13 protein-coding genes are annotated in these 15446 nt (G+C 44.5%); 9 read left to right on the top strand and 4 right to left on the bottom strand.

Annotated features, from left to right (window positions below):
- Positions 1 to 18: 18 nt before the first annotated feature.
- Positions 19 to 2994: a TonB-dependent receptor domain-containing protein gene (locus tag ACXACS_RS19245; protein ID WP_474809004.1), complete on the bottom strand. Its 2976-nt coding sequence runs from the start codon at positions 2992 to 2994 to the stop codon at positions 19 to 21.
- Positions 2995 to 3496: 502 nt separating this feature from the next.
- Here ACXACS_RS19245 and ACXACS_RS19240 point away from each other — a divergent pair.
- On the top strand, positions 3497 to 5107 hold the full coding sequence (locus ACXACS_RS19240; protein ID WP_474809003.1) for a cyanophycinase: 1611 nt from the start codon (positions 3497 to 3499) through the stop codon (positions 5105 to 5107).
- Positions 5108 to 5114: 7 nt separating this feature from the next.
- On the opposite strand, the gene ACXACS_RS19235 is transcribed toward ACXACS_RS19240, so the two are convergent.
- Positions 5115 to 6176 (bottom strand): hypothetical protein, encoded by a 1062-nt coding sequence (locus ACXACS_RS19235; protein WP_474809001.1) that lies wholly within the window; start codon positions 6174 to 6176, stop codon positions 5115 to 5117.
- Between the two features lie 177 nt (positions 6177 to 6353).
- Between ACXACS_RS19235 and tatA the strand changes: the two genes are divergently transcribed.
- From tatA to hemB, 7 genes are read left to right on the top strand one after another with little or no spacing between them, the layout of a single operon-like run.
- Positions 6354 to 6599 (top strand): Sec-independent protein translocase subunit TatA, encoded by a 246-nt coding sequence (gene tatA / locus ACXACS_RS19230; protein WP_232091269.1) that lies wholly within the window; start codon positions 6354 to 6356, stop codon positions 6597 to 6599.
- A complete protein-coding gene (gene tatB / locus ACXACS_RS19225; RefSeq protein ID WP_012517066.1) occupies positions 6599 to 6898 on the top strand; it encodes a Sec-independent protein translocase protein TatB in 300 nt (99 codons plus the stop codon). The genes tatA and tatB overlap by 1 nt, the downstream gene beginning before the upstream one ends.
- The gene (gene tatC / locus ACXACS_RS19220) at positions 6899 to 7654 is read left to right on the top strand and encodes a twin-arginine translocase subunit TatC (protein WP_474808999.1); all 756 of its coding nucleotides are present in this window, start codon (positions 6899 to 6901) and stop codon (positions 7652 to 7654) included.
- Positions 7655 to 7679: 25 nt separating this feature from the next.
- Positions 7680 to 8234 (top strand): hypothetical protein, encoded by a 555-nt coding sequence (locus tag ACXACS_RS19215; RefSeq protein ID WP_474808997.1) that lies wholly within the window; start codon positions 7680 to 7682, stop codon positions 8232 to 8234.
- Positions 8235 to 9011 carry a TatD family hydrolase gene (locus tag ACXACS_RS19210; RefSeq protein ID WP_474808995.1) on the top strand — a complete coding sequence of 259 codons (777 nt, stop codon included), beginning with the start codon at positions 8235 to 8237 and terminating at the stop codon, positions 9009 to 9011.
- 12 nt (positions 9012 to 9023) lie between these two features.
- Positions 9024 to 10922 carry a sensor domain-containing diguanylate cyclase gene (locus tag ACXACS_RS19205; protein WP_474808994.1) on the top strand — a complete coding sequence of 633 codons (1899 nt, stop codon included), beginning with the start codon at positions 9024 to 9026 and terminating at the stop codon, positions 10920 to 10922.
- Positions 10919 to 11929 carry a porphobilinogen synthase gene (gene hemB, locus ACXACS_RS19200; RefSeq protein WP_474808992.1) on the top strand — a complete coding sequence of 337 codons (1011 nt, stop codon included), beginning with the start codon at positions 10919 to 10921 and terminating at the stop codon, positions 11927 to 11929. Before ACXACS_RS19205 ends, hemB begins: the two co-directional genes overlap by 4 nt.
- Positions 11930 to 12020: 91 nt before the next feature.
- Here hemB and ACXACS_RS19195 read toward each other — a convergent pair whose 3' ends face one another.
- Both ACXACS_RS19195 and rhlB read right to left on the bottom strand, forming a co-directional pair.
- Entirely contained in the window at positions 12021 to 13532 is a 1512-nt protein-coding gene (locus ACXACS_RS19195; protein ID WP_474808990.1) for a Ppx/GppA phosphatase family protein, read from the bottom strand.
- Between the two features lie 36 nt (positions 13533 to 13568).
- A complete protein-coding gene (gene rhlB / locus ACXACS_RS19190) occupies positions 13569 to 14858 on the bottom strand; it encodes an ATP-dependent RNA helicase RhlB (RefSeq protein WP_179982212.1) in 1290 nt (429 codons plus the stop codon).
- Between the two features lie 100 nt (positions 14859 to 14958).
- Here rhlB and trxA point away from each other — a divergent pair, with 100 nt between their 5' ends.
- On the top strand, positions 14959 to 15285 hold the full coding sequence (trxA, locus tag ACXACS_RS19185) for a thioredoxin TrxA (protein ID WP_118490421.1): 327 nt from the start codon (positions 14959 to 14961) through the stop codon (positions 15283 to 15285).
- Positions 15286 to 15446 lie beyond the last annotated feature (161 nt).

The following is a 15446-nucleotide window of genomic DNA, read 5'->3' as shown; positions in this document are numbered from 1 at the left end:
AACGCCCTCTGTTATCACTTAGTGAAAATAGTAACTAAACGCAAGCGTGTAGCGCGTGCCAAATGGGTCATGGTTAAAGGCATCAAAACCTCTACCAGAGCCATAAGCCGTAGGGGCATCTCGGTCAAATACGTTGTCGACAGTAAGGCGCAAGTCAGCATTCTCAAAGTAATAGCCCGCGCTGAGTGTTACGGTAGTCCAGCTGCTTACATCGCGGGTATCATCTTCATCTTCAATGGCGCCCAACTCGATTAACTCATCAATTTCTCTGCTGCGTAAACGAATAATATCGTCGTCATAGCTGCCAGTATAGAAAACGTAAGCACCTACGTACCAATCCTCTTGAACATAGAAAAGTTCAGCTGTAGCAACAGTTTCAGGATAAAGGAAAGTGCCCGCTAGTGATTCAATTTCATCAGAACCTGGTCTATTGCGGTCGTAGGTCAGGTAGTGAGTGCCAGAAAACCCTAGCTCCAACGTGCCGCTATCTAACTGAAAGTCATGGTCTATGTCCCAGTCGATACCTTCGAGTTCTTGAGTGCCCGTATTATCAAGCAATAAAATATGATCTCTAAATAGCGGTAACTCAGCAAAGCGGGGGTCGTCAAATTCAACCCAAGCATCTAGGATTTCAGTTAAGTTAGCGCCATCATCTTCAATGGTATTCCCTGCGCTATCGGTAACTAAACATAGGTCTTCCAAGTAAGAAATGCCAACCTCTCCCTCATCCAATACACCGCAATGGCGAAGTGAAGCATCGGTAATGGCACGGTCTAGAACCCCCGTCATGTTGGTATCGACAATGTCTTCGTGATCGAAGGTCCAGTAATCAACCGTAATCGTGGTGTTGTCAGTTGGGCTATAGGCAAAGCCAAATGAGTACGTTTCAGACTCTTCAGCGCGCAGCGCTGGGTTACCAAGTTCAAGTACGTTATTGCCGCGAACGCTACCTTGCCCCTCGCAATACAAATCTGCAACGGCGTCGTTCGCTGAACAGTCGAAAGACGCGCGAGTCGTTCGCAGCTGCACGCCTGCTTGAGTCAAAGAAGGCGCACGGAACGCTGTAGACCACGAGCCGCGCAGTACTAAGTCATCAATAGGGCGGTAGGTGAAGCCCACTTTTGGATTAAACGTGCTGCCAAAATCATTGTAGTCGTCAAAACGACCCGCAAGACTAATATCAAACTGATCGGTAATAGGAACAAAGAGTTCAGTAAAGACGCCCATCTGATTTCTGTCTGCCGCTGAGGCACTTGAACCGAATCCAAAAACATCGACAAGAAAGCTATTTTCCGCTCTCGCTTGTGAGTCTAAAGACGGCAAGTCAGTGATGTCTTCCCGTCTGAGTTCAACCCCAGCAGCTAGCAACACAGCATTGCCATTCCACTGCGCTATTTCACCGTTAATTTTGGCATCTAGGCCGAATATTTCGCTGGTTCCATCACGAGTGGGGCGTGCTTGTGTTAGGCCCAAGATAGCGTCATTTTGCGTATCGCCTACTAGGAAAGGGTTATAGGCAGGTAACAGCGCGCCGCTGCCACAGCTTAAAATATCGTTTGTGCTGTCATACTGCGCAGTCTCAACGGTATCACAGAGCTCTCCGTGAACGGCGGCTGTATATAGATAGCGGTTGTAGATACCTTGTGTTGCAATCTGTTCAGACTCACTACGAGAGTAAAGGGCGCCAGCCTCCCATTCCCACTCACCAAAGTACCCCTGTAAAGACGAAACTAGGCGAATGGCGTCAGTTTCTATTTCGACGGTACGTGGGGATACAAATCTAGCATCGTATTGAAGACCGTCAAGTTCACGACCTGCAACAGTATCAAAGGAGCCTATGAACAAGTTGTCAATAATTGCGTTACGCGCGTCGTCCTCAAGTACGTTAAGAGCATCGAGTTCTATCCATGCTCCTTCTTCATCGTTTACCTGATTAATCGGTGATGGTGTAGAGAACGACGTTGATTTGGTATGCGAGGCAAGAAGATCTGTCCGCCACGTAATGTCGTTACCTTGATAGGTATAGGTGAAGCCTCCTGACAAGGTTTCTAGCGGCGTTTCGAAATAGTCATCTTCATTGGCATAATATGCACAAATTTCCTCATCTAGCTCCGTTATTGTAAGCTCATCAGGACAGTTAGGTGCAGGCATTTCATAGCGGTCTAGTGTGCTATCAAAGTAAATGTTGGGCTGCCCTTTAGAAAGATATGAGTAACTACTTTCCAAAATAGGATCGCGGGTTTGCGAAAAATCGGTAGCGCGGATCGCTTTTCTGTCGAAGTAGTCGAAGAACGCCGTTAAATTACTGCCGTTATCAAAATTTTTACCCCACAGCATTTGAACATTGAAGGCACCATGATCATTGCCGTTGGTAGTATTCTCGTAATTAGTTTGAAGCTCTAGCCCTTCATAATCGTTTTTAAGAATATAGTTAATAACACCAGCAACGGCGTCTGCACCATAAATCGCCGATGCACCCGTTGCTAGCACTTCTACACGCTCTACCGCAGAGGCGGGAATACTATTGATATCAACAAAATTCTCAGTACCAGAAGCAAATGAACTTGCTGCAATTCTGCGTCCGTTCACAAGCGTTAATGTTGAAGAGGGCCCAATGCCTCGAAGGGACGCTGCCGCTTGACCGGGTGGTGTAGAGGTAGACGTCGCCCCACTTTGGGTAGTGTCAAATGTACCAACGCCGCCACGGGTTTGCGTCACCGTGCGCATTAGCTCTGAAATGGTAGATGCGCCTGTGCGTGCAATATCTTCTGAAGTGAGAATAGTTAGCGGCTGCGCACCTTCCATATCCGCACCGCGTATATTACTGCCGGTGACCTGAATGCGCTCTACAACTTCTTCCTCGCTTGCTTCCTGAACTGATACTGCTTGCGCCGATACAGATTGGGAAAATACAGCGCCAGATATACAAAGCGATAGGTAGCTTAGCGTGCCAACAGACACACCTATTTTGTGAAGTAACGTCGATTTTTTCATTATTGTGATCCCCATAACGCGCACGGTCTAATGCCGCTTTTTGCGCGATTCAACACTTGTTTAGATAAAAATTTGCTGCAAGGCGCAGCGTGACCGCTTCAATGAATTGAAGGGCGCAGGAGCTACTCGTCGAACCACTCCGACAAGTAAAAGTTTTGATAGCGATAGTTGCCTAGGTTGGCAGCTTTCTTAAGCATTTATAAAAACCAGTGTTGTGACGAATTATGCACTTCGTCTGAATCAAATACTGTTATACGGCGTGAACTTTACCGTTGACATTAATAATTAGTTAACACTACGGTGAATAAAAGTCAATCAATTAAATGTTCCGTTGGTTTTAATGAAAGTTATTTTTTTGCGCGCAAATTTTTACTGTTTTAAGGATAGATTAAAAGCACCGATTCTATCGCTTTTTTATGTTTATCTTTCTGTATTTTCTATGTTTTGTTTCTCATCTCCTAATCTTGTTTTGGCGGGCGGAGCATTAAAAACATGTTCGAGTATGTCAACGAAAAACTGCAGTTCGTCGTCAAACTTTGCGTCTGGGAAAGCGGAAATTTTGTACGAAATAAATCAGCAATCACTGCGTAGATATCAGGATTTGGCGAACAAACACTCACAAAACAATGATTTTTTATATTCAAAATTAGTGAGTATATATTCATCTGAAGGTGAGAGGTTATATACAAAAAATGCGCTGCTAGATGCCCTCAATGATGCCGGGTTATCAAACAGCGATATTCGCTCCCTTTCTGATACTGACTACTTCATTTTGTTGGACTCCTTAGAAGCGCAGCAAACAGATGAGCTAGGCAACCGATTACAAGAGCAAGTATCCTTAACAAATACAAAAGCTAGGGCGTCAGTTGATATCTATAACGCGTTTATTGAGGCTGCACATGCTAAACGACAGGCTAAAATTGCGAAAAAGGGGAACGCCGATACAAGCGCTCGAACGACAATCGGTATTGTGACGGCATCGTCACGCGACCCATTTGAAGCGGTAGACTTCTACACAGGTGTTTTCCAGCAACCCAACGTAGAAGTGGTTTGGCTCCCATTAACTCCTGCTTTTCAGCAGGCCGTTTATGTCAAAAGTCTGGGAGGTCAAGGCTGTAACAATCTAGCGTTTTTCAGAGCTCAACATTCGCTGTTTGATAAAGAGAGGCTATATCCAGAGCGTACAAGTAAACAACGCTCATGGTGTGAAGATAACCAGTTGGCTATGAATACACTGTCTAGCCTCGATGGCTTATTTTTCAACGGCGGAGACCAAAGTAAAACCCTTGCTGCGCTAAGTACCCCAACAGGAAAACCCAGCGACTTTCTTATTGAACTGCGTGATCTCTGGCGAGACGATCAGCTAGTAGTAGGGGGGACCAGTGCAGGAACAGCAGTACAGGCTGGTGGATACAACAATCATCGACCTGTTCCCATGTTAACAAGCGGAAATTCGATGGGCGTCTTATCCGGTGGTGTGTATGGCGTCGCTCCCACATCACAACGCTGTGAGGACAGCGCTCAATGTGAAAATCAATTAACAGATGGCGCAATGACTATCAACCCTACCGGAGGTTTAGGGCTTTTCAATTTTGGCTTACTTGATACTCACTTTTCAGAACGTGATCGCGAAGTCCGTCTGATCGCTGCCACAGCATCAAGCGGCCAATCGTTTGGCTTCGGTGTCGATGAAACTACGGCGTTGATGGTCGACGTAAAAGCGCCCTTTGAAAACGTGTCTTTCACTGTATTGGGCGAAGGCGGGGTGTTTATTGTAGATATGAGCAAAGGTAAAGAAGATATCACTCATTCTCGCAATGGCTCCAAACGCATAATTGCAGGTGAGGCGAGTTACTTACCAGCTAAGACTTCCGGACAAATAACATCGGGTGAGCTGAAACTCACAATTGAATCATCGGAAAAGCCTGCTTCTTTCAAACGCAACGAGCAGGGAAAGTGGCGACAGGAATCGGGCAACCTTTGTCGTTCTAAAGGCATGATTCGCTGGCAAAATGGTGGGAATATACACGTGTTGCAGCCTTCAGAGGCCTCGCGCTTTCACAAACTGCGTTATTGTGCTTATAGCAAGGTTCCGTTTGTAATTTACGATTAGGTTGTGTTTAAGTATCTCGCCCATAGTAAGCTTCAACGCGCAAAGCTAAGCCATAAGAGGTTTTAAAATCCTCTTCACGTAGCCACAACACGAAGGGCTCTACTTCAAAGAAAAGCCAATCGCGTAACATATTGTTACGCCATCTAAACCCGCCGTAAATTTCTTCTACGCGATAGTTAGGTTGGCTCAGCCCCTCCACCATTAAGTGGGGAATAACGGCGTTATGTTGATCTACTGAAAACAAATGATGTACTTCGTGGCGCCACAACCAGTCATTTGTATTGTCTCGAAAATAAAAGCGGTTGTTTTGGCGAATGAGATGTTTTTTGCTCATCTCGTATTGAACTGCCCACCCAAGTTCAGCCCCTAATCGGTCACGGGTGTAATAATAAAGCTCTGCGTCGTAAAGCATGGCCCACTGTTTGGAAAAGGCGAAGGCGTCTTTGTATCGCGTCATGGCATAAAGTTGGTCGCGACGTCCTGCGCCAACTCTATACGAATAATGTGAATCTTGTTCTGGGCGAAACCTTAGTGCAATAGTCGTCCTATCGCGGTCGTTATTTCCGGTATCTCTTGCTGCCCGTATTGTATTGTTCTGCGTTTCGTCTTCATTGTCACTCAATAGTAAATCAACGCGCTCTTTTAAAGCCGGCAAACGAACACGAATACGAAAGCGTAAGTCAGTATCTGTAAGCATACTGCTTCTTGGCTCCCATGAGAGTTGAATACGGCCTTCCGCTCTTGCTTCTTTGCGTCCGGAAGTAATTGGAAGGCTGTCGCTCATAAACAAGCCATCGAGCTGTTTTACCGTAAAGTCCATAGTGTCAGTAAAACTGCGCTGCCAAATATCAAACCACTGCTCATCGTCTTGCACCTGTGCGGCTGACAGTATGTCATTTTTCGAATTGACAGAATTTGTAGTAAGGGCATGCGTAGGTTTAATAGCGTCGTGGTAAGCAGCGCTTCTACTGGTCGTGTTTACGGGTTGATTCAACGTGTGTGGAGTATTATTCAGCGTAGAAGGGGCAGAGAGCAACAAATGACAATAGACAATGGTAAGACACAGCATTGCTCACTAACTCCTTGTAAAAATTAGAATAGTTGAATGTATTTACTATTCGCTTTTAAGATATACAGAGAATGTATTGTCGATGCTAAAACGTCAATCTTTATTCATTCGAGTAAATATTCAGGTGAAAGCATTGGCGGGCAATGGCATACTGTGTACAACGATGTAATGGAGATTATTTTTATGGGTGGTATTAGTATTTGGCAGTTGCTGATCGTACTGGTTATCGTAGTGCTATTATTTGGTACAAAACGACTTAAAGGTATCGGCACTGACTTAGGCGGTGCAATCAAAGGCTTCAAAAAAGCTGTGAGCGAAGAAGACAAAGACGCCGACTTTGAGCAAAAGAAGCAAGTTGAAGAAAAGTCAGCGGCTGAGCCTGTTTCGACAAAAACACAGAGCGACGTTAAAGAAAAATCCTGATGTTTGATATCGGCTTTTGGGAGCTATTGGTAGTAGGCGTTTTGGCACTCCTTATTTTAGGGCCCGAACGACTGCCAGGTGCCATGCGCTCTACTATAAATACAATTCGCAGCGTGCGTAATGTAGCAACGGGCTTTAAGCAAGAAGTTGAGCATCAGCTGCGTGTGCATGAGTTGCATGAAAACTTGAAAAAAGCAGAGCAGCAAGGCCTTAAAGATCTTTCACCTGAACTTGAACAAAGTGTCGATGAGCTAAAAAAAGCCGCCGAGTCGGTTCAAGAACCATATAAAAAGCAATAGATGTCTGACGCTAACAATCTCATTTCTCATTTAATTGAATTACGCAGCCGTATTCTCAAAGCGCTTTTGAGCGTGCTGATCGTATTTGTGTGTCTTGCCGCTTTCGCACAAGACCTTTACCAGCTGTTAGCAATGCCATTACTTGCAACACTACCTGAAAACTCAAGTATGATTGCAACCGATGTGGCATCGCCCTTTTTCGCGCCTTTTAAACTTACCTTGGTGCTCTCGTTTTTCATTGCTATCCCCTATGTGCTTTATCAAGTGTGGGGCTTTGTTGCGCCGGGCTTATACCGAAATGAAAAACGCCTTGTTGCGCCTCTGCTTTTATCAAGTACCTTACTATTTTATGCCGGTATGGCCTTTGCCTATTTCGTTGTATTCCCTATTGCGTTCGCATTTTTCACCAGTGTGGCGCCTGAAGGAGTAACGGTAAGTACAGATATATCGAGTTACTTAAATTTCGTATTGAAACTGTTCTTCGCATTTGGGGTCTCATTCGAGATACCCATAGCTATTATTCTGATGTGTTGGACTGGGGTGACTGATGCTAAGTCGCTAAGAGCTAAACGTCCGTATGTGGTTGTAGGTGCGTTTGTAGTTGGCATGTTACTGACGCCACCAGATATTATTTCTCAGACTCTGTTAGCAATACCAATGTGGTTGCTATTCGAAGTCGGCGTCATTGTGGGTGGTTTCTACGCAGGTAAAAAGCCAAGTGACGATGAGTCAGAAGAAGTCACTGACAATACATAAAAGTTAAAAAGAGCAAGGAATAAGAATGAAAACTCGACTGATATCTATTGCCACATTATTGTGTGCTTTTGGAGCGCTTAACGTTCACGCCGAGACTGTAGCTGATGCTATGGAAAAATGCCGGAACACAGACAACAGCTTAAAGCGTCTAATTTGTTACGACAATATTGCGAAATCACTGAATCAATATGATGGCGCAGATGCGTCTGTAAGCCAATTGCAAGCGTATAAATCGCAAACAGTTGCTAAACCAAAATTGCAAGCAGAACCGAATACACGTCCTGCCGTAAGCAAACCTGCTAGCGCAGCAGAGCCTGAAAATGACTTCGGTTTAGAACATAAACGTGATTTATCTGCTGAAGCCTCTGAGATTTCACTCACTATCGCATCGTTTAAAGACTCTCTTCGAGGTAAAAAGATTATTACGTTTAGCGATGGCTCAGTTTGGAAGCAGAGCGATAGCGCTTACTTGAAGATTGAAGAAGGTCAGCAAGTTTCAATTGAAAGAGGTCTGTTAGGGTCATTCTATTTAAGCGTAGAAGGTGTTAACAAGCGCATGAAAGTAAAACGCGTTAAGTAAATGTCTTGGTTCGACGCAGGCGTCAATCTGCTTGATAAGCGTTTTGACGCCGAAGAAGTCATACAACGTGCACAAGAAGCCGGTGTTGATAAACTGTGTGTCATTACCACTCATCCCAATGAGTGGGATGCCGCGGTAGCGCTTTACGAAAAGTATCCTGATCAGTGCTGTTTCACCATTGGTGTACATCCTCATAATGCAAAAGATGTCACTGAAAGCGACTATGAGCGTTTACGTGAGCTCGCTCAACATAAAGGGTGTGTGGCTGTCGGTGAGTGCGGGTTAGACTTTAACCGTAACTTTTCACCTCAGGACGTTCAATTAGCGGTTTTTGAAGCGCAGTTAAAGTTAGCTACGTCATTGAACTTACCTGTGTACTTACATGAAAGAGATGCCTTTAACGAGCAGATAGGCTTGTTAACCCAGTATATGCCGAGCTTAAAAGGGGGAATTGCCCACTGCTTTACTGGCACAACTGAACAAGTAAAAGCGTATTTGTCGTTAGGCCTTTATATTGGTATTACAGGATGGGTATGTGACGATAAGCGCGGTGCTGACTTACGTGATGCCGTAAAGCATATCCCGCTGAATAAGCTTATTCTTGAAACTGATGCCCCATATTTATTTCCAAAAACACTTCGTCCGCGAAAACGCAATAATGAGCCCGCTTTTTTGCCCCATATAGCTCAGCAATTAGGTGAATATCTTCAAGTTGACACTGATAAATTGCGTATTAGCAGTTATGCTAATAGCTGTGAGTTGTTTTCTCTCAGCTAAACACGGGTTTATATGCAGACAAATCTAAAAGCGATCCGCAAGTATGATGCGGGTCTTATTCTTATTACAGCCCTTGCCGTTGTAGCATTTGCCTTAGTTCTGCTTAACCTTTCACCAGCCTCAAGCCTTTCCCCTCGGTTTTCACAGTTAATCTATCTAAAAGAAAATCAAGGAACGACACAAGATTTCAATAGTGTGGTTCAAACACCAACAAGCGAATGGACGCAAGTCTCTTCGCCAGTAAATTTAGGAATGAACACCGATGTGCACTGGTTTTCAATGGTGGTCGAGCCTACTCAAAGCAACCAAAGCCGGTTTCTTTTACATATAGACTATCCGCTGTTAGATAACTTGGATGTAGCTGTATATAGCCAAGTGGGCACTAAACCCATAGTGTCTTACTCTGGCGGCGACGGACAAAGCTTTGAAGATAGACCCATTGCGCACGTCAAACCCTTATTCCCCTTACCTGACAGTGCGCAATCTCTGCGCATTATTATTAAACTGCAAACATCGGGCAGCATACGCCTTCCCATTCGTATATGGGAAGAGACAGAGTTTATAGAATACACATCAACGAGAAACTTGGTGTTAGGCATCTTCTTCGGCGTTTTGCTAGCAATGGGGGTGAGTAATGCCTTTTTAACTGTCACAACCAAAAACGTGTCTTTTTTGTTTTACTCGGGTTATGTAATCAACCTGGCGTTTACTCTAATTACGCTTCATGGCTATGGCTTTTCTTATATTTGGTCTTCGAGCACTTGGTTTCAGAGTAAGGCGATTATCGTATTTGCAAACGCTACCATTATGTTTGCCGCGTTATTTACGCGTAGTCTTCTGCCTATTAAAAATTACAGCAATAAACTGGATAACGTGACCAAAGCGATTAGTTGGATTTGCGGCCTGAGTATTGTTGCAGGTCTTGTTCTGCCTTATTGGCTAATGATAAAAGCATTTCTTTTATTGCTAAGCCTAGTGGTTATTTTTACTCTGTCTCTGGGCGTATGGCTTTCTCTTAAAGGAGAGGTGGTAGCTCGCTACTTTACTATTGCATGGGGCTTCCTACTAATTAGCGGGCTGAGTGCAAGTTTAGATAATGTAAATATTATTCAGCTACCTATATCATCGAATAACTTGCTGATTATCGGGGGGACGGTTGAAGCCCTTATTTTGGCGCTAATCTTAGCGATTAATTACAGCCACAGTCGTGACGACCTAATTAATGCTCAGCAGTTTGCCCTTGAACAAGAAAAGCAGGCGAATACCGCTAAGGAAAATTTGTTGGAAGTGCAAAAGCGCTACCAAGATGATCTTGAATATAAAGTTCAGGAGCGAACGCTCGAGTTAGAGATAACACTGCGTGAGCTTTCCGATGTGAATCAAGAGCTAGAAAGGCTTAACGCAATAGACCCGCTTACAGGGGCCCATAACCGCCGCCACTTTAATAAGCGATTGCGTTCGGAGGGAAGGCGCAGCCGTCGTGAGCAAACGCCTTTATCACTGATCATTGTTGACGTGGATCACTTTAAAAAAATTAACGACGAATATGGACACGACGGTGGAGATGCGTGCTTAATTCACGTGACAAATGTCTTTCAAAAACTCATCCATCGCCCAACAGATGATTTGTGTCGCATAGGTGGTGAAGAGTTCGCCATTATATTGCCTAATACCGATTTAAGCGGCGCGTACCACGTTGCTGAGAATATCCGACATAGCTTAGAAAACAGTCCACTTGAATACGAGGGACAAGTAATTAAGCTAACCGCCAGCGCAGGTGTTTCTACAACCATTATCGCGGATGAAGAGCACGCGCAAAGTTTATTTAAATATGCTGATGACTGCCTGTACGAAGCGAAAGCTTCAGGGCGAAACACAGTAATACACAAACATTTACAGGAAAAACTATGACGTCTTCACCTTTCCCTCTCCGTCGTATGCGTAGACTACGTGCCAAAGATGCGTTAAGAGGGCTTGTGGCAGAGCACAGGCTAACTACGGATGATTTAATCTACCCCGTCTTTGTGTTGCCTGGTGATAACGCTAGGGAGGACGTACCCTCTATGCCTGGTGTTGAAAGACTTTCTATTGATTTGCTAGTGCAAGAAACGGCGAAATGGGTAGAGCTGGGCATTAGAACGATTGCGCTTTTCCCTGTGACACCTATGTCGCTTAAAACCGAGTGTGCAAGCGAAGCGTTCAATCCTGAAGGGCTTGCTCAGCAAGCAATGAGAGCGCTTAAAAAGGCGTTCCCTGAAGTCATGCTGATGTCTGATATTGCATTAGACCCTTTCACGTCTCATGGACAAGATGGCCTTCTAGATGAGGCTGGTTATGTGATGAACGACGAAACCGTTGAGGTTCTCATCAAGCAAGCTTTGTCACATGCCGAAGCTGGTGCTGACATTGTTGCACCTTCTGACATGATGGATGGCCGCATTGGCAGCATTCGTAAGGCACTTGAAGAGGCAGGCCATATCAATACTTGTATTATGGCTTACTCGGCAAAATACGCATCGGCTTACTATGGGCCATTTCGTGATGCAGTCGGCTCTGCCGCAAACATCAAAGGCGGCAACAAGAAAACCTACCAGATGGACCCTGCGAATACCGATGAGGCCCTTCATGAAATTGCCCTTGATATAGAAGAGGGCGCGGACATGGTAATGGTGAAGCCCGGCATGCCCTATTTAGATGTCGTACGACGCTGCAAAGGCGAATTTAAAGTGCCGACGTTTGCCTACCAAGTAAGTGGCGAATACGCCATGCATCAAGCTGCTTTTGCTAATGGTTGGCTAAATGAAGACGCAGTAATTTTAGAGTCTTTACTTGCATTTAAACGCGCTGGGGCAGATGGCATCTTAACCTATTTTGCACCTAAAGCTGCGGAGCTTTTAGCAAAGCAAAATGGTCAATAGACATTAAAATTAAATGATATTAAGTTGCGTATTCCAACAAAAAGCCGTGCTTAGCACGGCTTTTTTATTGATACGATAAGAGTGTGAGTATTTACTTACACACAAGCTCGCACCCTGCTTTGTGCTGTAGCCAGCACTCGTTAGCTAACTCAGCATTAATTAAAGGGTGAGACTTTAACCAGTCTTCAGGGAAAGTAAGTGTCCACTTACTGTCATCACATTGTAGCGAAACTTCTGGAATATGTTTGTTTTGGCGGCGTAGACATAAAACTACCGCTATGCGTAATACGCGAAGCATGCCTTTTAGCATAGGGCGATAGTCTTCGTGGTACTTATCAAAAATGTCTGCATCAATCGTTAAACGATGCTGCGCAACAAGGTCGCGAATTGCTGATCGCTGCAAGCGCGTAAACCCCGGTAAATCAATATGACTTAAAATATATTCACCGTGTTCGTGATGGCGTTTATATTCAATATGAAGACCAATTTCATGTAATTGTGCAGCGGCCCCTAAAATAGTTTCCGTATCTAGATGGCAAATATTTTGTTGAGCACAAAGCTGATGGCATAAAGCTAACGCCACATGGCGAACAGAATTAGCATGGTTTTTATCAACGTGATAACGCTGCTTTGCTTGGTTGAGCGTTTGTTGGCGTCTATCGTTTTCAGTAACGTTATCTAACATTCCGTAGATAAGCCCTTCGCGCAACGCCCCGCCGGAGATATTCATATGTTTGATATTCAGCGCTTCAAACAAGCTGATAAGAATCGCCAAGCCAGAAGGGAAAATAGCTTTTCTATTGTCTTCTAATCCGTCGATATCAAGGCTTTTAATATTGCCGCATTCGATACACTGTTTTTCCAAGTGATACAGATAGTCTAAGCGAATGGCATCGCTGATACCCTGTGCTACCAAAATCTCGGTAATCGCCTGCGGCGTCCCAGACGCACCTAAGCAATTCTCCCAGTCGAAACATAAAAAAGCGCTTGATACATCATCAATCAGTGCATGGGCCGCTTTTTTAGCATTTTCGAAGTTGTCTTCGGTTATGGTGCCGCCTGTAAAATAACGCTCCATAAAAGTCACGCAGCCCATATCCAAACTTTTCAAATGAATAGGTTGCATGTCGTTACCGATAATAATTTCGGTGCTTGCACCGCCAATATCAATGACAAGGCTGTTACCTTGGTTAGCTGATGTATAGGCTACGCCTAGGTAAATTTGTCGCGCTTCTTCCTCGCCGCTTATCACATTGAGCTTGTGATTAAGGATCTCTTCAGCTTTGCGAATGAAAACATGAGCGTTGGTCGCAAGGCGTAGGGTAGCAGTAGCGACTATCTTAATATTGGATGAAGGGATATCTTGCAGGCGTTCCGAGAAAACTTGCAGGCATTGCCAGCCGCGCTCCATGCTTACATCATCAAGTGCTAAGTTATCGTCTAAGCCAGCGGCTAAACGAACTTTTTGCTTAATTTTCCCTATTATTTGCACGCTGCCGTTAACAACGTGCACAATCACCATATGAAAGCTGTTAGAGCCCAAGTCCACGGCGGCATAATACTCGCCGTAAGTTTGTGCGTCGTGCTGGAGTTCTGCCTGCATAAAATCTCGTTTCTTATTGACTACCCTTGCGCCTTATTATTGCGCTCTGCTGTTTCGGTTTTGAGGCTTACCTCGGCCTCTACCGTTACCACGGCGAGAAGAGTTGCGGTTGTTAGGCGTACGTCTTCTGCGTGGCTTAGGTGGCGTCACATCGTCAAGTAAGGCACTGCGGTCATAATCGGTAACCGGAATTGCCTTTTGAATGTATTGCTCGATAGCCGGTAAGTTCAGTGCGTATTTCTCACATGCAAAACTAATCGCAACGCCACTTTGACCTGCGCGACCAGTACGACCAATTCGGTGCACATAGTCTTCCGCATCATCAGGAAGGTCATAGTTAAATACGTGAGTAACCGCGTCGATATGAAGACCTCGTGCTGCAACGTCAGTTGCAACCAGAATATCAAGGTTACCCTTGGTAAAGCCTTCTAATATCCCCAGGCGTTTTTTCTGCGGTACATCACCGCTTAGTAAGCCTACGCGATGTCCATCAGCGGTAAGCCAGTCAGTGACTTTTTCACAGCTATTTTTAGTGTTGGCAAAAACAATCGCTTTTTCTGGCCACTCTTCTTCAAGTAACGTAAGAAGAAGCAACATCTTGTCATCGTCAGACGGGTAAAATAACTCTTGTGAAACGCGAGTCGCCGTGGTTTGTTCCGGAGCAACCTGAACATGAGTCGGATTATTCATATGCTCATAGGCAAGTTCTTGTACGCGATAGCTTAGCGTAGCTGAAAACAGCATGCTTAGGCGGTCGCTTGCCGGTGGCATACGGCGGAATAAAAAGCGAATATCTTTAATAAAGCCTAAATCGAACATGCGATCGGCTTCATCAAGTACGGCAACCTGAATATTATTCAGAGTAAACACATTCTGTTTATAGTAATCAAGAATGCGTCCTGTCGTACCAATTATAATATCCACCCCTTCTTCTAAAGTTTCACGTTGACTTTGGTAACCTTCGCCCCCATAAATCAAACCAAGCGACAATCCGGTATGCTCACTAAGCAGTTTGGCGTCGTTATAGATTTGAACAGCGAGTTCTCTGGTCGGCGCCATAATAATTGCGCGAGGGCCATTTGATTTGCTGTTATCTGCATTTTCTGCTTTGCTTAGCAAATAGTGAAATGTAGCCACCAAAAAGGCAATGGTTTTACCGGTTCCTGTTTGAGCCTGACCTGCAATGTCGTGACCTTCCAATAATGGAGGCAGTGCAAGTGCTTGAATTGGTGTACAATGTGAAAAATTAGCTGCCGCTAAGGCGTCAACAACCTTGCCGTTAATCGGCAGGTCGGAAAAATGAGTATCAGTTAAGTGAGTAGGCATAGCTTATAGCTTATCAGTGCTTGCATTAAAAAACAGTTTCTATATAACACTTATGGTCGGGCTGAGACAAATCAGCGACAGACCAATAATGGAGAAAAGAATGAGCGACAAAATTATCCAGTTATCTGACGATAAATTCGAAGCAGATGTTATCAATGCTGAAGGTCCTGTACTGGTTGACTTCTGGGCCGAATGGTGTGGCCCGTGTAAAATGATCGCACCAATCTTAGAAGAAGTTGCGACCGAGTTTGAAGGCAAGTTAACAGTTGGCAAGTTGAATGTCGATGAAAATAACGAAACTCCACCTAAATATGGTATTCGTGGTATTCCTACATTGCTACTTTTCAAAAATGGTAACGTTGCTGCCACTAAAGTTGGCGCGCTATCAAAAGCTCAATTAACAGAATTCCTAAACGAAAATCTGTAATTGAAACAAAATAAAAAACCGGTGCGAATAAAGCACCGGTTTTTATTTGCATCACAGGTACTTACAAATTGTTTTAGAAAAGGGCATATCAATTTATTTAACATTTCGGTGGTAAAACGCTGGACGTTGATTAAATATAGTGCTAACTTTTCCTCAGCGCT

It is taken from the genome of Alteromonas sp. AWM4_230 (genome assembly GCF_056158305.1).
Note: the sequence above shows the minus strand (reverse complement) of the source record. Positions and strands in the feature narration are given on the sequence as shown.